Annotated in this window: 14 protein-coding genes; 11 read left to right on the top strand and 3 right to left on the bottom strand. The window is 73.4% G+C overall.

Annotated elements, in window-relative coordinates:
* The first annotated feature begins 25 nt into the window (after positions 1-25).
* Entirely contained in the window at positions 26-991 is a 966-nt protein-coding gene (locus ACRB68_RS09645) for a 4-hydroxy-3-methylbut-2-enyl diphosphate reductase (protein WP_153531759.1), read from the top strand.
* 10 nt (positions 992-1001) lie between these two features.
* Here ACRB68_RS09645 and ACRB68_RS09640 read toward each other — a convergent pair whose 3' ends face one another.
* Complete coding sequence (locus ACRB68_RS09640) at positions 1002-1586, bottom strand: DUF6542 domain-containing protein (RefSeq protein WP_194293230.1); 585 nt, start codon at positions 1584-1586, stop codon at positions 1002-1004.
* A complete protein-coding gene (locus ACRB68_RS09635) occupies positions 1583-2926 on the bottom strand; it encodes a DNA recombination protein RmuC (protein ID WP_153531758.1) in 1344 nt (447 codons plus the stop codon). Before ACRB68_RS09635 ends, ACRB68_RS09640 begins: the two co-directional genes overlap by 4 nt.
* 137 nt (positions 2927-3063) lie before the next feature.
* Between ACRB68_RS09635 and ACRB68_RS09630 the strand changes: the two genes are divergently transcribed.
* From ACRB68_RS09630 to ACRB68_RS09590, 9 genes are all read left to right on the top strand, one after another.
* Positions 3064-4071, top strand: a complete 1008-nt coding sequence (locus ACRB68_RS09630) for an alpha/beta hydrolase (RefSeq protein WP_153531757.1) — start codon at positions 3064-3066, stop codon at positions 4069-4071.
* A 58-nt stretch (positions 4072-4129) separates the two neighbouring features.
* Entirely contained in the window at positions 4130-5221 is a 1092-nt protein-coding gene (ychF, locus tag ACRB68_RS09625) for a redox-regulated ATPase YchF (protein ID WP_328593968.1), read from the top strand.
* Between the two features lie 425 nt (positions 5222-5646).
* Positions 5647-6642, top strand: a complete 996-nt coding sequence (locus tag ACRB68_RS09620; RefSeq protein WP_328593967.1) for a conjugal transfer protein — start codon at positions 5647-5649, stop codon at positions 6640-6642.
* A gap of 73 nt (positions 6643-6715) precedes the next feature.
* Positions 6716-7000, top strand: coding sequence for a hypothetical protein (locus ACRB68_RS09615; protein WP_153531755.1), 285 nt, complete (start codon positions 6716-6718; stop codon positions 6998-7000).
* Between the two features lie 79 nt (positions 7001-7079).
* Positions 7080-11054 (top strand): TcpE family conjugal transfer membrane protein, encoded by a 3975-nt coding sequence (locus tag ACRB68_RS09610; RefSeq protein ID WP_153531754.1) that lies wholly within the window; start codon positions 7080-7082, stop codon positions 11052-11054.
* A 93-nt stretch (positions 11055-11147) separates the two neighbouring features.
* Positions 11148-13649 carry an ATP-binding protein gene (locus ACRB68_RS09605; RefSeq protein WP_153531753.1) on the top strand — a complete coding sequence of 834 codons (2502 nt, stop codon included), beginning with the start codon at positions 11148-11150 and terminating at the stop codon, positions 13647-13649.
* Positions 13646-16123 (top strand): type IV secretion system protein, encoded by a 2478-nt coding sequence (locus ACRB68_RS09600; protein ID WP_153531752.1) that lies wholly within the window; start codon positions 13646-13648, stop codon positions 16121-16123. Before ACRB68_RS09605 ends, ACRB68_RS09600 begins: the two co-directional genes overlap by 4 nt.
* Positions 16124-16164: 41 nt before the next feature.
* Positions 16165-16755, top strand: a complete 591-nt coding sequence (locus tag ACRB68_RS09595) for a hypothetical protein (RefSeq protein ID WP_153531751.1) — start codon at positions 16165-16167, stop codon at positions 16753-16755.
* Positions 16752-17804: a C40 family peptidase gene (locus tag ACRB68_RS09590; RefSeq protein ID WP_153531750.1), complete on the top strand. Its 1053-nt coding sequence runs from the start codon at positions 16752-16754 to the stop codon at positions 17802-17804. The genes ACRB68_RS09595 and ACRB68_RS09590 overlap by 4 nt, the downstream gene beginning before the upstream one ends.
* Positions 17805-17810: 6 nt before the next feature.
* Here ACRB68_RS09590 and ACRB68_RS09585 read toward each other — a convergent pair whose 3' ends face one another.
* A complete protein-coding gene (locus ACRB68_RS09585) occupies positions 17811-18320 on the bottom strand; it encodes a MarR family winged helix-turn-helix transcriptional regulator (RefSeq protein ID WP_194293229.1) in 510 nt (169 codons plus the stop codon).
* Positions 18321-18380: 60 nt separating this feature from the next.
* On the opposite strand from ACRB68_RS09585, the gene ACRB68_RS09580 reads away from it, so the two are divergent.
* Entirely contained in the window at positions 18381-19664 is a 1284-nt protein-coding gene (locus ACRB68_RS09580) for an amidohydrolase family protein (RefSeq protein WP_153531748.1), read from the top strand.
* Positions 19665-19670: the final 6 nt, after the last annotated feature.

Here is a 19670-nt window from a genome sequence, read left to right as displayed (position 1 = left end):
CTGGGACGGCTCGTACGATAGGGGCATGACCTCCAACAGCCAGCGCCGTGTCCTGCTCGCCAAGCCGCGTGGTTACTGCGCCGGCGTCGATCGCGCGGTCCAGGCGGTCGAGATCGCCCTGGAGAAGTACGGGGCGCCGATCTACGTGCGCAAGCAGATCGTGCACAACGTGCACGTCGTGAAGACCCTGGAGGAGCGCGGGGCGATCTTCGTGGACGAGACCGAGGAGGTGCCCGAGGGCGCCATCGTGGTCTTCTCCGCGCACGGCGTCGCGCCCGTGGTGCACCAGGAGGCGGCGCAGCTGAAGCTGCGGACCATCGACGCGACCTGCCCGCTGGTGACCAAGGTCCACAAGGAGGCCGTGCGGTTCGCAGGCGACGACTACGACATCCTGCTGATCGGCCACGAGGGTCACGAGGAGGTCATCGGCACCAGCGGCGAGGCGCCCGAGCACATCCACCTGGTGGACGGCCCCGGCGACGTCGCCAACGTGCAGGTCCGCGACCCCGAGCGGGTGGCGTGGCTGTCGCAGACCACCCTGTCGGTGGACGAGACCATCGCCACCGTCGAGAAGCTACGCGAACGGTTCCCCAAGCTGATGGACCCGCCCTCCGACGACATCTGTTACGCCACCCAGAACCGGCAGGTCGCGGTGAAGGAGATGGCCGCGCAGAGCCAGCTGGTGATCGTGGTCGGCTCCACCAACTCCTCCAACTCGGTCCGCCTGGTCGAGGTCGCCAAGGAGCACGGCGCCGACGACGCCCACCTGGTCGACTACGCCGAGCAGATCGACGAGGCCTGGCTGGAGGGCGTGGACACCGTCGGCGTGACCAGCGGCGCGTCCGTCCCCGACGAGCTGGTGCAGGGCGTGCTCGGCTGGCTCGCCGAGCGCGGCTACGGCGAGGTGCGCGAGATCGAGTCGGTGCGCGAGAGCATGCGCTTCGCGCTCCCGCACGAGCTGCGCAAGGACCTGCGCGTCACGCCCGTCTAGCCGGCCCGGCTCAGTCGACGTCGCCGTGGGGGAGGCGGCGGTTCGGGCGCGGCGCGGACTCGTCCCAGCGCACCGGGTTCTGGTTCTCCTCCTCGGCGAACAGCCGCAGCCCGGCCAGCCGGCCGCGCAGCTCCCGCGCCTCGCGCAGCATGCCGCGCGGCGTGGTGATCACCACGACCAGCACGGTGCCGGCGAACAGCCACGGCGCGGTCGCGGCGAGCGCGGTCACCACGCCGAGCGCGATGCCGGCCGCGCCGTCGCCGAGGCCGGTCAGCACCACCGCGACGACGGTCGCGGCCAGGAACACCAGCGGCGGGCTGACCACCAGCGTGAGCAGGTCGGACGGCCGGGTGAGCAGCGCGGCGACCGCGCAGCCGAGCAGGAAGCCGAGCCCGGCCAGCAGCGGCATGGTGAACCAGTGCGAGGGCAGCGCGCCGAGCAGGGCGACGGCGAACATCACCACGATGCCGCCGCGCCCGGTCAGCGCGATCGCGGGGCCCGGGGCCGTCCGGCCGCCCTTGGCCGCGCCGCGCCGGCCGCGCCCCCCGGTGGCGGGCGAGGGGCTCTCGGGCGCCTCGCTGACCGATGCACTCATGGGTACCTCTCTCGCCGGTCGAGCTGCTCGGGGATGGCGCGTCCGCCGGAACCCACCCGTTCGCTCGGCGCCGCGGGCGGGTCCGTCCGCGGCCGTCCTGCAGGGTCATGGTCGGTATGCCCATGGTGACCGGTGAGCTCGGCCGCCGACAGTGTCCGCGGGCCTTCCTCCACCGGAGCGGGCGGGTCCAGCGGCTCCTCGACGACGCCGAGCTCGTTCAGCCGCCGCGCGCTGACCAGCACCCGCGTCTCCAGGGAGCCGACGGTGCGGTTGTAGGAGCGGATCGCGCCGGTGAGGGAGCGGCCGAGCTCGTCCATGTGCCGGCCCATCGTGCCGAGCCGCTCGTACAGCTCCCGGCCGAGGTCGAACACCGCGCGCGCGTTCTGGGACAGGGCCGCCTGCTGCCAGGCGTAGGACGCGGTCCGCAGCATCGTGACGAGCGTGGTCGGCGTGGCGATGTGCACCCGGCGCCGCATCGCGTACTCCAGCAGGCCCGGGTCGCGTTCGAGGGCGGGCGCGAGGAACGCCTCGCCGGGGATGAACAGCACCACGAACTCCGGCGCCGGGCTGAACGCCTGCCAGTACGACTTGGCGGCGAGGCTGTCGACGTGGGCGCGCAGGTGCCGGGCGTGCGCGTCGAGCCGGTCGCGCTCGGCGGCCGCGCCGTCCGCGCCGGCGGCCTCCAGGTAGGCGGCCAGCGACACCTTGGAGTCGACCACGATGTTCTTGCCGCCGGCCAGCCGGACGACCAGGTCGGGGCGGACGGTGCCGTCCGCGCCGGCCGCGCTCGCCTGCTCGTCGAAGTCGCAGTGGTGGGTCATCCCGGCCAGCTCCACGACGCGGCGCAGCTGCAGCTCGCCCCAGCGGCCGCGCGCCTCGGGCCGCTGCAGCGCCCGCACCAGCGTGCGGGTCTCGCGGCCCATCTCGTCCGCGCTCTGCCGCACGAAGTCGACCTGCTTGGCGAGCATCGCGTGCGACTCGCGGCGGCCGGTCTCGACCTCGCGCAGTTGCTCCTCCACCTTGGCGAGGGTCTCACGGAGCGGGGCGACCATGTGCTCGACGGCCTGCTCGCGGCGGGCCAGCTCGCCCGCGGCCTCGGCCCCGGCGGCCTTCAGCCGGGTGTCGGCCAGCTCCAGGAAGCGCTGGTTGCTGGCGTCCAGGGCGCGCGCGGACAGGTTCTCGAAGTGCTCGGCCATCCGCCCCTCGGCGTAGGCGAGCTTCTCCTCGGCGGCCTTGGCCCGGGCGATCAGCGTCCCCTGGCGGCCGGTGGCGAGCGCGTACCCGGCGACGGCGCCGAAGACGGCCCCGACGAGCAGGCCGGCGAACAGCGCGAGATCCATCCGCTCATCGTGACAGCGGCGGGCGGCGGCGCCGAACCGACGCGCCGGGACGGCGAGCCGCCCGGGCAATTAGACTCAGCGTTCACTAAAGCCTTGAACGGGGAGAAACGCCCCCCGCGCCCCAGCCAGGAGTGAACATGACGACCAGCACCGAGGCGCCCCGGATCCGCCCCGTGGCCTCGACCCGCGCCGAGCGCCGGGTCGTGCGGGCCCTGTCGATGGAGCCGGGCGGACCGCCGAGCCCGCAGGCCCGCGTCGCCGGCAAGGTCATCCGCGTCCTGCTGCGCTCCGCGTGGGAGTACGGCCCCGACAACGACGCCGGGCTGGTCGCCATCCACCGCGCCACCCAGCTGCTCGGCCGGCTCCAGGCGGTCCCGCGCGGCGTCGCGCACGCCCGGCAGGACCTCGGCGCCTGCACCGCCGAGTGGGTCCGCGCGGGCGCGCCCGACGAGGACAAGGTGTTCCTCTACCTGCACGGCGGCGGCTACTTCTTCGGCGGCCCGCGCCTGTACCGGCCGTTCAGCTGGCGGCTGTCGGCCGCGACCCGGCGCCCCGTCCTGATGCTGGACTACCGGCTCGCGCCCCGCCACACCCCCGCCGACGCCCTCGAGGACGCGCTGCGGGCGTACGACTTCCTGCTGGAGCGCGGGTACGCGGCGTCCGACATCGTCGTCGGCGGCGACTCGGCCGGCGGCCACCTCACCCTCGCGCTGCTGCTCGCGCTGAAGGAGCGCGGCACCGCGCTGCCCGCCGCGGCGATCTGCCTGTCGCCGTGGGTGGACCTGCTGTGCGCCGCCGACTCGCACACCTCCAACGCCCGCACCGACTCGCTCATCCCGGCCGGCAAGCTCGCCTCCCTCGGCAAGCGCTTCTGCCAGGACAAGGAGGACAACGACCCGCTGTTCTCGCCGATGCGCGGCGACCTGACCGGGCTGCCGCCGATGCTGTTCGTGGCGAGCGGCACCGAGATCCTGCGCGACGACACCCGCGACATCGCCGAGCGCGCGCGCAACGCCGGCGTCGACACGGCCTACCAGGAGTGGGACGGCCTGGTGCACGTGTTCCCGGTGTTCTGCGACCACATGCCCGAGGGCAAGGCCGCCTTCCGGCACATGGCCGAGTTCCTGCTGCACCGCGGCGTCTGACGGAGTTCACCGGGCCGTCGTCCCTCGGAGGTCCCGCGGGTCCGTAAACTTGCCTGCCGTGAGCCTCTCCATCGGAATCGTCGGACTGCCCAACGTCGGCAAGTCCACGCTGTTCAACGCGCTGACCAAGAACGACGCGCTGGCCGCGAACTACCCGTTCGCGACCATCGAGCCCAACGTCGGCGTGGTCGGGGTGCCCGACCCGCGGCTGGACGGCCTGGCGAAGATCTACGGCTCGCAGAAGATCATCCCGGCGACGATGGAGTTCGTGGACATCGCGGGCATCGTCAAGGGCGCCTCCGAGGGGCAGGGGCTCGGCAACAAGTTCCTGGCCAACATCCGCGAGACCAGCGCGATCTGCCAGGTCATCCGGGCCTTCGAGGACGCCGACGTGACGCACGTGGACGGCGACGTGGCGCCGTCCCGCGACATCGAGACGATCAACACCGAGCTGATCCTGGCCGACCTGCAGACGATCGAGAAGGCCCTGCCGCGCCTGGAGAAGGAGGCGCGGACCAAGAAGGACAAGGACCAGCTCGCCGTCCTGGACGCCATCAACGCGGCGCAGAAGGTGCTGGACGAGGGCGTCACCCTGTTCGCGGGCGCCGCCAAGGCCGGCATCGACCTGGCGCTGCTGCGCGAGCTGCACCTGCTGACCGCCAAGCCGTTCCTGTACGTGTTCAACCTCGACGAGGACGAGCTGTCCAACGAGGAGCTGCGCGGCCGGCTGCGCGACCTGGTCGCCCCGGCCGAGGCCATCTTCCTGGACGCCAAGATCGAGTCCGAGCTGATCGAGCTGCCCGACGAGGAGGCGCTGGAGCTGCTGCAGGGCGTCGGCCAGGAGGAGTCGGGCCTGTCCCAGCTGGTGCGGGTCGGCTTCGACACCCTCGGCCTGCAGACCTACCTGACCGCCGGGCCGAAGGAGGCGCGCGCCTGGACGATCCGCAAGGGCGCCACCGCGCCCGAGGCGGCCGGCGTCATCCACACCGACTTCCAGCGCGGCTTCATCAAGGCCGAGATCGTCTCCTACGACGACCTGGTCGCGGCCGGGTCGGTCGCGGCCGCCCGCACCGCCGGCAAGGTGCGCATGGAGGGCAAGGAGTACGTCATGCAGGACGGCGACGTGGTGGAGTTCCGCTTCAACGTCTGACCCGGCACATCGTTCGCCCCGCTCGTGATCACACGGCGGGGCGAATGTGTTTTGTCGGGTTCTGTGTCGAAAGTGACAGGTGTCCGATCTCTGGAGATAGCTTGCGTCACATTCCCCGCACCGGGCGACAAGCACCCCGGCGCACCGCCGCGCTTGTCCGGAACGAGGCTTCGCGCGCCGTTCGGAGCCCCCGGTAGGAGAACGTCACCGTTTGGCAATCTTCCCTGTTCCGTACGAGGTGGATTGCATTATCCACAACCGCGTGCCGGGGCTGTGCTTTGCCTCGATGCGCTGGAACAATTGACGCTCGTGGTTACTCTGGCCCGAGATGGGTTGGGAAGCGACCGCAACGACCAGCTACCTGAGATGACCGCGCCGACCGGGGGCGAGGCGCGAGCGGAGGCATGATGGCTCGCAGGCCGGCCGTGAAAGACGGCCGTGGGACCGCCGTGGTCGAGGAGGCCGGGACACCGGGCGTCCTCGGCCCGACAGCCGACCCTTGGGAGCCGGCGGGCAGGGAGGGCCGCGGCGGAGCGCGCGGCGGCGGCGGAGGCCGCTGGGGCGGCTCGGGCGGCCGCTGGTGGGTCTGGGTCGGCCGCGCGGTGCTGTGGGCCGTCATCATCGTCATCGTGGTCAACGGCGTGCGCGCGCCGTTCGAGCGGTTCACCGCGCCGAGCACCGGCCCGTCCGAGGCCAAGCCCGGCAAGGGCGCGCTGTTCCCGAGCAGCGCCGCGGGCGCGTTCGCGCTGCAGTTCGCCAACGTCTACCTCAACTACGACCAGAAGACCGCGCCGGCCCGCGAGGCGCAGCTGCGCCCGTTCCTGCCCGAGGGCGCCGACGCCAGGTTCGGCTGGAACGGCGTCGGCGCGCTGCAGGTCCAGTCGGTCCAGGTCGCCGGCGTCGACGCCCGCGACGCCAACAACGCGACCGTCATCGTGCTCGCCCGCAACCAGGACAAGTGGCTGCGCCTCGCGGTGCCGGTCTACGCCGACAAGAACGGCGCGCTCGTCATCTCCGGCCGTCCGGCGCTGCTGCCGCCGCCGACCAAGGCGGCGCTGCCCGACTCGGGCGTCCGCGACCGCGACTCGGCCCTGGAGGGGGAGCTCACCCCCGTCCTCGGCCTGTTCTTCCAGGCCTACGCCGGCGGCGACCAGGCGGCGCTGTCGCGCTTCGCCGACGGCACCACCATCCCCGGCCTCGCCGGGACCGTCACCTTCTCCCAGGTCAGGCAGGTCGTCGCGCCGCGCGGCGACGCGGGGGCGCGCACCGTCACCGCGACCGTGGCCTGGCAGGTGCCCGGCAGCAACGGCGCCGGCAACGGCGGCGAGCTGGAGCAGGCCTACGACCTGGACATGGTCAAGAAGGGCGGCACCTGGTACGTCCGCGACATCCACGGCACCACCGAGCCGAGCGCCTCATGACGGCATACGGCACCATACGACACCGGGGCACCCGCCCCCCTGACACCCGGCGACCCAGGAAGGCAGGCAGTCGATGCTGCACCACATGATGGCGTCGATTCCACACGAGGTCTTGGCGGCGCCGAACGACGAACTGAAGACCGACCAGCTGGCCGAGTGGCTGCGTCAGATCTTCGGCCCGCTGTTCCTCGTGATCGTCTCGATCGTTGCGATCTTCTTCCTCTTCACCCGCGAGATCACCCGGTTCGTGCAGTTCATCGTGCTGGCGATCGGCATCGGCGTGGTCTTCTACGTACCGAACATCATCGAGACCACGGCCAAGGCGATCGCCAAGGCACTGGGCGTGGACATGACCTGACACCGGGACAGGACGGCCCCGGGGCGGGGCCGGGCAGGGCGAGGCGGCACTGTGCGTGCACGGTTAGGGGAGTAGGGGCGTGGATCTACCCACGTACACGAACATCTGGCGCATCGAGAAGCGGCTGTACAAGCTGTACGACCTGCGGCTGCCGATGCCGCTGCCGCTGGTGCAGATCGGCGTCTTCATCGGCGTGTTCGTGCCGTGGATCCTGCTGCTCAAGCTGGTCGGCATCCCGTTCCGGTCCCCGTGGCACGTGCTGTACATCGTCCCGCCCGGCGTCCTCACCTGGATGGCGACGCGGCCGGTCATCGAGGGCAAGCGGCTCACCGAGCTGCTGCTGTCGCAGAGCCGCTACCTGGCCGAGCCGCGCACCTGGTGCCGGCTGACCCCGATCCGCGAGCCCCGCGAGGTCGTGGTCGTCGCGCGCGTCTGGCGCCGCCCCGAGCTGCCCGCGCCGGTCGCCGCGCCCGAACGCGCCGCGGTCAAGGCCCGCCGCAAGGCGCGCAAGAAGACCCGCATCGTCGAGGAGGCGCCGCTGGTCCTCACCCCGGCCGTCGCCTCGGCGCCGCAGCCCCTGGCCGAGTACGCCGCCGAGAACCAGGTCCCCGAACCCGCGCCGGCGCCCGAGCCCGTCCCCGCCGCGCCTCCCGCCGCCAAGCCGTGGCGGCGCCCCACCCGCGACATCTCCCACGAGGACGACGCCCCGGCCGAGCTGGAGCGCCCCCCGGCCGTGCCGCGCCTGGAGGCCCCGCCCATCCGCGAACGCGCCGTCGAGGGCCGCGCCCAGGCCGGCTCGGGCAAGCGCGCCTTCGCCTCCGGCGTCCGCCGCCCCGGCGGCCACCCCGAGTTCTGGAAGGCCGTCCCCCCGGTGCCCGAGGCCCCCCGCACGCCCCCCGAACCCCAGCTCCCCGCCGCCGACCAGCAGGTCACGGGCGAGCAGGCGGCCCGCGCCCGCCTGGCCAAGCCCAACCCCCGCGCCGACCAGCCGGAGCCGGCCGAGCCCCAGGGCCCGGTGAACCCCGAGCTGCGCGGCGAGACCCAGCTCCCGGCCGCCGACCAGCAGGTGACCAGCGAACAGGCGGCCCGCGCCCCCCTCACCGAGCCGGAGCCGACCACCACGTCCCCGCAGCCCCCGCCGCCCGCCGCCCGCCCAGCCGCCGCCGAGCCGCAGGGCCCGGTGAGTCCCGAGCTGCGCGGCGAGACGCAACTGCCCGCTGTGGACCAGCAGGTCACGGGCGAGCAGGCGGCCCGCGCCCCCCTCACGGAGCTGGAACCGGCCAGCGCATCCCCGCAGCCCCCGTCGACAGCCGCCGCCGAGCCGCAGGGTCCGGTGAGCCCTGAGCTGCGCGGCGAGACGCAGCTGCCCGCTGCGGATCAGCAAGTGACGGGTGAGCAGGCGGCCCGCGCCCCGCGCGCAGAGCCCCAGCCGTCCACTACGTCCCCGCAGCCCTCGGTGCCCGCCGCCGAGCCGCAGGGTCCGGTGAGTCCCGAGCTGCGCGGCGAGACGCAACTGCCCGCTGCGGATCAGCAGGTGACGGGTGAGCAGGCGGCTCGCGCCCCGCGCGCAGAGCTCCAGCCGTCCACTACGTCCCCGCAGCCCTCGGTGCCTGCCGCGGAGCCGCAGGGGCGGGTGAGTCCTGAGCTGCGCGGCGAGACGCAGCTACCCGCTGCGGATCAGCGGGTGACGGGTGAGCAGGCGGCTCGCGCTCCTCTCACGGAGGCGGAGCCGGCCACCACGTCCCCGCAGCTCCCGGTGCCCGCCGCCCCTCCAGCCGCCGCCGAGCCGCAGGGGCCGGTGAGTCCCGAGCTGCGCGGCGAGACGCAACTGCCCGCCGCCGACCAGCAGGTCACGGGTGAGCAGGCGGCCCGCGCCCCGCGTGCAGAGCCCCAGCCGTCCACTGCAAGCGCGGAGACTCCGATGGCCGCTGAGCCGCCGACGTCGGACGAGCAGCCCGACCGTCCGGCAGAGCCCCTGACGCCCGCTGCGAGCGCGCAGACACCGGCCCCCGCGGACGAGCAGGCCGACCGCACGGTGGAGCCGCAGTCGTCCGCTGCGGGCACGGCGAAGCCCGCCGCAGCCGCGAGCGAGCAGGCCGGCCGCGCGGAGGGCCCTCTGCAGGATCCAGGCGCAGCGCAGCCCACCGCTCCTGCGAACGGGCAAGCCGGCCGCGCAACGAAGCCGCAGCCGTCCGGTGCGGGTGTGGAAGCGAATGTGGCGCAGTCTGCCGCACTCGCAGGCGAGCAGCCTGGCCGTCCGGTGGAGCCGCAGCCGTCCGCTGAGGGCGCGGAAGCGGGCAGGGCGTTGCCCGCCGCATCCGCAGGCGAGCAGGCCGGCCGTACGGCGGAGCCGCGGCGGTCCGCCGCGGGTATGGCGCAACCTGTCGCAGAGCAGCCCGGCCGTCCAGGGGAGCCGGAGCCTTCGGCTGCGAGTGCGCAGACGCCTGTTCCCGCTGAGCCGCCGGCCGTGCGGCGGCCGCAGGGGCAGGAGGCGGACGAGGAACGTTCCGCGCGGCAGCGGTCTCGGCGGCCCGCCGACCAGCGGCAGGTGTTCCCCCAGGTGCGGCCTGCCGCGCCGACGCGGCCCGACATCCCCCAGCAGCCCGCCGCAGCCGCGGAGGAGCCCGCCTTCAACGGGGAGCCCGGCGACGTCAAGGTCGCCGGGACGCGCACGCCCGGGACGGGGCGGCGGAAGCCGCCCCCCGACACCCGGCCCGACATTCCGCAGGTCCCCCCGGCGCAGCCGGACATCCCGGCGGTGCCCGGGGCGTTCGGCGCGGCGGCCAGGCCGGCGCAGCCCGCGCCGCCGCCCGCGCCGCCGGTGCGCAAGGACCCGCCCAAGCCCTGGAGCAAGGACCTGGCCAAGCCGCAGAAGGGCGGGGACGATTCCCGGGTCTGGCCGCCGGTGCCGACGCCGCGCCGGGACGGGGAGCAGCAGCCGCCGACCCCCGTCCGGTTCAGCGGCCCGGCCCTGCCGCCGCCCGCGCCGCCGCCGCAGCAGCCCCAGCAGCCGAGGCCCGCGCAGCCCAAGCCCGCGCAGCCCGCCGCGCAGGAGGAGGCGCCGCCGCGCGAGGTGCGGTCCGGGCCCGCGTCGCCGGTGCGGCCGCGTCCGCTGCCGCCGCCCCCGCCCGCCCCGCCGTCCGGCCCGGCGATCACGCCGCCCGACCCCGAGCACGAGGTCAACGCCGGCGGCCTGCGGCGGCTCATGCACGCCGTCGGCGGTGGGCACGGCGACGAGGACGCCGAGTACCAGATCCGGATCCAGCAGACGTTCCACGGCACCCGGCACATCGTGGTGCTCGGCTGCACCGGCGGCGCCGGCCAGACCGTCACCGGGCTGATGCTCGGCCACACCTTCGCCCAGCACAACGGCGAGCCGGTGGTGGCCGTCGACATCAACCCCGGCCCCGGCGCGCTCGCGCGGCGGACGCGCAGCGAGACCAACGAGACGCTGACCGGCCTCATCACCCGCGCCGACCAGGTCAACAGCCTGACCGCGATGCGCCGCTACACCTCCTCGGCCAAGTCCGGCCTGGACGTCATCGCGGCCGGCAAGAACCCGCTGCAGGCGCTGGACGACCGCGACTACGCGCTGGCGATCCGCACCATCGACCGGTTCTACTCGGTGACGCTGCTGGACGCCGCCGCGGCCGTCGTCGCGCGGGTGCTGCCCTACGCCGACCAGATCGTGCTGGTCGCCCCGGCCAGCGCCGACGCCCCCCGCGCGGTGGCCATGACGTTCGAGTGGCTGGACGGCCACGGCTACGAGGAGCTGCGGTCGCGGGCCGTCACCGTCATCAACGGCGTCAGCCGCCGCAGCATGGACGATGTTGAACAAGCCGAGGCCGTCGCCCGGGGCCGTTGCCGGGCGCTGGTGCGCATCCCGTGGGACGATCACCTCAGCATGGACCGCGCGCCCCGCAACGAGCTGAAGTCGTTGCGGGCGCCGACGCGGCGCGCCTATCTTGCCCTCGCCGGCGTCGTCGCCGGCGGGTTCACCGTCGTGCCCGAGCGTTACCAAGAGCCGCAGCCGGAGCAGGAGGCAACCCGATGAGCGCCCCCACACGCCCGCGTCACGCCGGACGGAGTGAGGTGGAATGAGCGCGACCAGCCACGTGCCCCCCGAGCCCGTGAGCGGAGCCGGCCGATGAGCAAGGCGTCCAAGGTCCGGTCGAGCCGCCTGGCGGTGCGCTACTTCGACGACCGGGTGCTGCTGACCGACAACGCCGCGTGGGCCTACTTCCGGCTGCCGACGGTGTCGTACGAGTTCACCACCGGCGAGGAGCGCGAGGCGCTCGCCACCAACATCACCATCGCGCTCGCCGGCATCCGCATGCAGGACGCCGAGGTGCACCTGCGGATCGCGCACCGCACCTACCCGGCGGCCGAGTGGGCGCTGGCGCTGGACCGGACCTCCGACGGCGGCCCCGGCTGGCGCGAGTACCTGGAGGAGACCTACGCGCACGTGTGGTCCAAGGACTTCTGGACCAAGGAGGTCTACCTCGGCGTGCGGCTCGGCCCGCGCGGGATGGGCGCGCAGCTCGGCGGCGGTGTGCTGCCGCAGCTGCTCGGCTTCTACAAGCGCAGCGAGAGCGTCCTCGGCATCGACGACGACGCGATCGACAAGAAGGAGATCGGCCGCTGGACCGACCAGGCCGAACGGGTCGGCCGGGCGCTCGGCGGCTCGGCGCTGTACGCCAGGCACGCCACCTCCACCGAGGTGGCGTGGCTGTTCCAGCACGCGGTGACGGCGTCGCTGGCCGACCCGCCGCCGTCGGCGACGCCGCGCCGCACCTGGGGCAAGGGCGAGATCGAGGCGCTGGTCGAGGGCGCCATCCACAACGGCCGCTCCTACCTGAAGGTGGAGCAGCCCAACATCAGCGGCGGCGGCGGGATGACCGCGCAGTCGTTCGTGGCGTACCTGTCGTTCGCGCGGTTCCCCGACATGATGGCGTTCCCCGACGGCGAGCCGTGGCTGCACTACGCCGACGCGCTGCCGTTCCCGGTGGAGATCAGCTCGCGGATGAAGCTGATCCCGCCGGCCAAGGCGTCCAAGGACGTGTCGCGCAAGCTCGCGCACGCCCGCGACATGGACCAGCACATCCGCGAGGCGGGCGCGGAGGCGCCGATCGCGCTGGCCGAGCAGATCGACGCGGCGCGGATGCTGGAGCACGGCATCACCAAGGAGCGGCTGCCGTTCGTCTACGGCTGGCACCGGCTGATCGTGTCGGCGCCGACCGACGACCTGCTCGCGCAGCGGGTGGACGCCGTCGTGGAGCACTACCGCGACATCGGCATCGACGTGGTGAACTCCACCGGCGACCAGTTCTCGCTGTTCTGCGAGTCGCTGCCCGGCGACCGGATCCGGCTGAACGCCTACGCGCAGCGGCAGCCGCTGCGCACGATCGCGGGCGGCATGCCGGTGGCGACCGTCGACCTCGGCGACCGGCCCGACGACAACGCCGAGGGCTGGGTCGGCCCCTACGTCGGCGAGACGCTCGGCCGGGCCCGGTCGATCGTGCACTTCGACCCGCTGGTCGCCGCGGCCCGCAACCGCCCGACGGCGGTGGCGATCACCGGCGAGCCCGGTGGCGGCAAGACCACCCTGGCGCTGCTGCTGATCTACCAGATGGCGCTGCGCGGGGTGACGATCGCCGCGATCGACCCCAAGGGCGACGCCGAGGCGCTGGTCCAGCTGCTGCAGTCGCGCGGCCGCAAGGCGCGCATCCTGCCGCTCGGGTCGGCGGCGCCGGGCCTGCTCGACCCGTTCTCCTTCGGCGACGACCTGGCGGCCAAGAAGACGATGGCCACCGAGACGCTGCGGCTGCTGCTGCCGCGGATGTCGGAGGAGCGCGAGTCCGCGATGATCCAGGCGGTCGGCGCGGTCGCCAACGCCGAGCGGCCGTCGCTCGGCAAGGTGGTCGACCATCTGGAGGCGGCGCAGGACCCGGCGTCCAAGAACCTCGGCGCGGTATTGCGCTCGATGTCGGAAATGCGGCTTGCGCGGCTGTGCTTCGACCCCTCCGGCGGCGAGCGCATCGACTCGGCGGGCTGGACAACGGTTTTCACACTCGGTGGACTCACGTTGCCTGACGTGACGATCGGGCGGGAAGACTACTCCTATGAGCAGCGTCTTTCGGTGGCCCTGATGTACCTGGTGTCCCAGTTCGCACGCCGGTTGATGCACGGCCTCGACCGGCACCTGCCCAAGGCCATCTTCCTGGACGAGGCGTGGGCCATCACATCGACGCCCGAAGGCGCCAAACTGGTGCCGGAAGTGTCGCGGATGGGGCGTTCTCGCAATACTGCGTTGATCCTGGTATCGCAGAACGCCGGAGACCTCTTGAATGAGCAGGTGACCAACTGCCTGTCATCGGTGTTCTCCTTCCGCTCCTCCGAACGCGTCGAGGTCGGCAACGTGATGTCTCTGCTGGGGGTGGAGGCATCGGACGAGCACAAGGCCGTCCTGCGCAACCTGGGCAACGGCGAGTGCATCTTCCGCGACCTGGACGGCCGCGCGGGGCGCATCGGGGTCGACCTGATCTCCGAGGAGCTCCGGCACTGGCTGGACACCAACCCGACCCGGTCCAGGCCGGAGTCGAACGCACTGACCACTGCGGGGGCCGAGGTCGAGGAGGCCCATCGATGAAGGCTCCCCGCCACCGGGCGCCGCGCATCCAGCGCTCGCCCGGCGAAGGGCTTGACCTGTCGCGGATCGACCGGGACCGCCGCAGGTCCCGCCGGCGCTCCCGGCACCCGCGCAGCCGCCGTTCGGTGCTGCTGCTCGTCATGATGGCGCTGTTCATGGTCAGCCCGATGTCGCCGGCGGTGGCGGCTATCCCGCTGCCCAGCCCGAGCGACGCCTGCCGGCCGGCCGACAGCCCCTCGCCCGAGCAGTACGGCTCCGGGACCGACGGCCTGATCAAGCCGCCCGACTACCCGAACGACAAGCTGCGCAAGACCCCGGTCGACAAGCTCACCTACTACGACCGCTTCGGCACCGCCGGCCAGAGCTGGTACGCGGTCGACATGGGCTGCTCGGACGCGATGGCGATGATGGGCAACGCCCTGGCCAACACCACCTTCACGCTGGTGCGCGCGATCGACCGGACCACGATCAGCGTCTACCAGGCGGCCGCGTCCGACTCGCTGCTCGGCTGGCTGAAGGGCACCGTCGACGACGTCATCAGCGGCATCGGCAAGACCTTCAACGCCCGCTACTGGTCGTGGGTGGTCATCCTCGGCGCGCTCTGGCTGGCCTGGTGGGGCCTGGTGCGCAAGCGCGCCAGCAAGGTCACCGAGGGCGTCATCTGGATGGTCGCGGCGATGGTCGCGCTGATCTGGCTGATCGCGCGGCCGGCCGACTTCACCACGCTCGGCACGAAGGTGTCGGAGGCGACGAGCGCGGCGTTCAACGCGGCGCTGCCGCAGAGCGACGCCAAGGGCAGCACCTGCATCCCCGCACCCGACGGCAAACCGAACCCGGCCGCCGCGGCGGACGTGGACGCCACCACCCGCAACGCCAACGGCCTGTGGGTGGCCCTCGTGTGCAAGCCGTGGCTGATGGGCGAGTTCGGCACCACCGACCCCAACGCCAAGATCGTCAAGGAGAACGCCGACCGGCTGCTGTGGGCGCAGGCGGTGGACCTGCCCGAGACCTACGGCGGCGCCAAGGTCGACCTCGGCAAGAAGTCCGACGCCTACAAGGACGTCACCAAGAACATCAAGGACCAGCACGCCGGCGCCTATCCGCTGTTCCAGGGCAAGAACTGGACCAGCCGGCTGGCGGTGGCGTTCGGCGGGCTGTTCGCCGCGCTGGTCGCCGGGCTGCTCATCCTGGTCATCGCGATCGCGCTGATCGTGGTGAAGATCGCGTTCCTGCTGCTGCTCGTGGCCGGGCCGATCTTCCTCGGCATCGGCATCCATCCGGGCATCGGCCGGGTGATCGCGATCCGCTGGCTGGAGCTGCTGCTGTCGATGCTGCTGAAACAGGCGGCGCTGATCGGCGTGCTGTCACTGCTGCTGTGGGCGTACGGGCTGATCCTTGGCGAGACGCTGCCGTGGGGCCTGCAGATTCTGCTGATCGCGCTGGTGACGGCGGCGGCGTTCATCTACCGCAAGCCGTTCCAGCACCTGTTCTCGGCGGTCGGCTACTCGGCGGTGGGCGCGCGCGAGAAGGGCGAGGCGCAGCTCGACAAGTCCGTCGCCGAGGTGCGCAAGAGCACCGCCGGGGTGGCGGGCGCGGTCGTGCCGGGCGCGGCCGGGTACCGGCTCGGCCGGTGGGCCGGCAAGCGCGACGGCGCGGCCGAGGGCGCGACGGCCGACGCGGCGGCCGGTGCCGCCGCGGTGACGGCCGACCGGCGCGGCGGCCTCACCGCCGCGGGCGCCGGCGAGGCCCCTTCGCCGGACGCGGCGCCGGTGCTGGCGGCCAAGCCCCGCACGGGCGCGGCGGCCGGGCAGGGCCGGTCCCGGCGCGGTGCTCCGCCGCTGAACCTGCCGACCCGCGGCGGCGCGCTCGCCAAGGCGCGCGAGGACACCGGCGGCGCGGCGACGACCCGTCCGGCCGCCTCAGCCGGAAGCAGCGGCGGTGGTGGTTCGCTCGCCGGCGCGGCCTCTGCGGGCGGCAGCGGCGGATCGTCCGGCTCTGGCTCCGGTGTCGCACGCCCGACCTCCTGGGCGGGCCGCGCGGGCAACACCCCGGCCTCCGACGGAGGTAGCGGCAGCGGCAGTTCGGGCGGCTCGTCCGGCGGCGGCGGGGGAGGGGGCTGGTTCTCCGGCGGCGGGCGCTCTTCCGGTGGAAACGGCGCTTCCGGCACGTCCCGTGGACGCGGCCGCGCGCGCGGTGGCGACACCGCACCCGCGCCCTCCCGGGGCAAGGGCAGCGGCGGCGGCAGCGCCCCCGCCAAGAAGGACCCCGCCTCGAACGTCCCCAAGCCCCGTGGCGGTATCGGCGGCGGCAGCGAGGGCGGTTCGCCGCCCGCCGGAGCCGGTCCCGGCGGCCGGCAGGCGCCGCCGCCCCTGTGGGGCCGCGGCAGGGCCGGCGGCGAGGGCGAGCCGCCGATCCCGTTCTGGCTGCGCCCGGTCGACCGTCCTTCGGGTGAGGCGGGGCGCGAAGAGCAATGAACCCCTCGGACCGTCAGCGCAAACTCCTCTTCGGAGGGCTGGTGGTGGCACTGACCGGGGTCGGCGTCTATCTGACGGTCGCCGGCCCCAGTGACGAACCGGATCGTCCCCCCACCCGCCCCTCGGCGACCTCGACATCCTCCGCCGGCCCCGCGTCCCCGCCCCCCGGCATCTCGGGACCGGTCGCCGACGGCCAGTTCGACATCTACCGCCTGCTGCCGTTCTCGCAGCAGGAGTTCACGACGGCGGCGAGCGTCGCGCAGCGGTTCATGGCCGCCTACGGCACCTACCGCTACGACGAGGAGCCCGCGGCGTTCATGGGCCGGCTCTCCGGCCTGGTCAACGACCAGCTGCGCGCCGAGCTGGAGCGCGACGCGTCCGCGCCGGGCCTGCGGGACGAGCGCCGTCAGCAGCAGACCGTCGCGCAGGGCAGCGCCAGCCTGGACCGGCTCCGCACGATCGAGGACAACTCGATCATCTTCCTGGTGACCGGCCGCCAGCAGGTCACCAAGGGCGGCAGGTCCTCCCAGGACAGCAAGCAGTACGCGGTGACGGTGGCCCGCGACGGTGGCGCGCTGAAGGTCTACGCGTTCGAGCCGGCCGACGCCGGGCAGGCGGGTGACACCGGATGACCCGGCGCCGCCTGCTGGTGCTCGGCGCGCTCGGCGTGGCCGCCATGCTGTTCGTCGCCCTGATGATCGTTCCGGTGCTGTTCGGGGCGAGCCAGTTCATGTTCGGCGGTGGCGGCGCGGGCGGCGGCGGCTGCGTGGACGTCTCCGAGGCGGGCGAGCAGCCCGGGGAGGCCGGCGACGCCCGCGGCATCCCGGGCAACTACCTGGAGCTGTACAAGAAGGCCGGCAAGGAGTACGGCATCCCGTGGAACGTGCTGGCGGGCATCGGCAAGGTCGAGACCAGCCACGGCACCTCCAAGCTGCCGGGTGTGTCCTCCGGGGTGAACTACGCGGGCGCGGGCGGCCCGATGCAGTTCCTGAAGGCCACCTTCGACGCGTTCGCGGTGGACGGCAACAAGGACGGCAAGAAGAACCAGTACGACCCCGCCGACGCCATCCCGTCCGCCGCCCGCTACCTCAAGCACAACGGCGCCCCGCAGCGGATGCGCACCGCCATCTTCATGTACAACCACTCCTGGGACTACGTGAACCTCGTCCTGGACTGGGCGAAGAAGTACGGCGGCGGCGACTTCAAGGTCGTGCAGTCCAACGGTGTGAACTGCGACGACGACCAGCTGCCCGCCAACGTCAGCGACCTGGTGAAGCGCATCATCGCGTTCGCGATGGCGCAGCGCGGCAAGCCGTACGTGTTCGGCGGCAACGGCCCCGACGCCTGGGACTGCTCCAGCCTGCTGCAGGGCGCGTTCCGCAGCGTCGGCCTGAGCATCCCGCGCACCACGTTCGAGCAGTGGCCCTACGGCGTGAAGATCGACAAGGGTAAGGAGCAGCCCGGCGACTTCGTGTTCTTCAACTCCGGGCCGGGCACCTCGTCCAACAACCCCGGGCACGTCGGCATGGTCATCGGCAAGAACAAGATGATCGTGGCGCGCTGCACCCGGTGCGTGCCGGCGATCACCGTCACGCCCTACCAGCGCGGCGACTGGATGGGCGTCACCCGGCCGCTGGCCAGCAAGGACATGAAGCAGCAGCTCGCCAAGCTGGGCCGCTGAGGCGGCTCAGCGCACCCGCCGCCGGCCGATGACGAGCAGCACCTCGCGCATCGCGTCGGCGGCGGCCCGCAGCGTCTCGGCGGGGACGCCCGCCATGACCTCCTCGTGCGCACGCCCGGAGACCTCCAGCGCCCGCTCGGTGATCGCCGCGCCCGCTTCGGTCAGCTGGACCCACCTGCTGCGGCCGTCGCCGCTGTTGGCGGCGCGCTCGACGTAGCCGGCCTTCTGCAGCCGCTGCAGGACGTTGCTGGTGCCGCCGGAGGTGAGGAACGCCGACCGGGTCAGCTCGCTCGGCGTCAGCCGGTAGGGGGCGCCGGCCCGGTGCAGCACGGCGAGCACCTCGAACTCGGCGTAGGTCAGCCCGAGCTCGGCGATCTCGGCGCGCACCGCCTGCTGGACCAGCCACCCGATCCGGGTCGCCCGCTTGCCGACCGCCAGCATGTCGATCAGCGCGGGCGGCAGACCCGCGCGCTCCCAGCCGGCGACCAGGCCGTCGACCTCATCTCCTTCACGCACGCCCCGAGGATACCCATCACCCATATTGCTTTTTGAAAAGCTTCTTTCTAAGCTTTCGGCATGCCTAACGCTCACCTCATCCGGCACGGTCTGGTCATCGACACCGACCCCGCCGTCACCGTCCTCGGCCACCACGACGTGCTCGTCGAGGACGGCAGGATCAGCGCGGTCGGCCCCGGGCTGGCCGCCCCGGAAGGCGCCGCCGAAATCGACGCCACCGGCCTGCTCGTGCTGCCCGGCTTCGTCGACGCCCACCGGCACACCTGGCAGGCCGCCCTCCGCGGCCTGCTGCCGGACAGCACCCTGCCCGCCTACCTGGAGCGCGTCCTCGGCGAACTGGCGCCCCGGTACCGGCCCGAGGACGTGCACACCGGCACGCTCGCCGGAGCGCTGGAATGCCTGGACTCCGGAATCACCACGCTGCTGGACTGGGCGCACAACCAGCCGACCCCCGAGCACACCGACGCCTGCGTCGCCGCCCTGCGCGCCGCCGGCATCCGCGCGGTGTTCGGGTACTGCTACGGCGGCGGCGACGGCCTCGCCGCGATGACCGCCGAGGCCCGCCGCGTCCGCGCCGAGCACTTCGCCTCCGCCGGCCGGGTGGCCATGGCGATGGCGGCCTTCGGGCCCGAGTTCGGCGACCTGGACCGCGCGCTGCACGAATGGCGTCTCGCCCGCGACCTGGACCTGCCGGTCACCGTGCACATGGGCGGCCACAGCGCCGAGGGCGCGGCGCCCGGCCTCGCCTGGCTGGAGGACAACGGCCTGGCCGGCCACCCGCTGAACATCGCGCACGGCAACCACTACGGCCCCGAGCAGCTGAAGCGGATCGCCGGGCACGGCGGGACGCTCTCGGTGACGCCCGCCCTGGAGGCGACCATGGGCTTCGGCCGTCCGATCAGCGGCCCGGCCCGCGCCGCGGGCGTGCCGACCGGGCTCGGCGCCGACAGCGTCATCGCCGGTCCCGGCGACATGTTCTCCCTCATGCGCGCGGCCCACCAGCTGGAGCGCGGCCGCCCGGACGGCTCCGGCATGGCCTTCACCGCCGCCGACGCGCTGCGCATGGCCACCATCGAGGGCGCCGAGGCGGTCGGGCTCGGCGGCGTCACCGGGTCGCTGCGCCCCGGCAAGCACGCCGACCTGGTCCTGCTGGGCACCCGCTCCCTCGCCATGGCCCCGGCCGCCGACCCGGTCGCGGCGGCGGTCCTGGCCGCGGGCGTCGGGGACGTCGACACCGTCCTGGTCGGCGGCGAGGTCGTCAAGCGCGCCGGGCGGCTGCTGCACCACGACGTGCCCGCGCTGCTCGACGGGCTGGCCGCCACCGCGGCGCGCGTCCTCGGATAAACCGCT

Origin of the sequence: Actinomadura macrotermitis, from assembly GCF_009604375.1 — a bacterium.
GTDB classification, from domain to species: domain Bacteria; phylum Actinomycetota; class Actinomycetes; order Streptosporangiales; family Streptosporangiaceae; genus Spirillospora; species Spirillospora macrotermitis.
The sequence above is the reverse complement of the archived record's forward strand: the minus strand, read 5'-3'. Positions and strand labels throughout refer to the sequence as shown.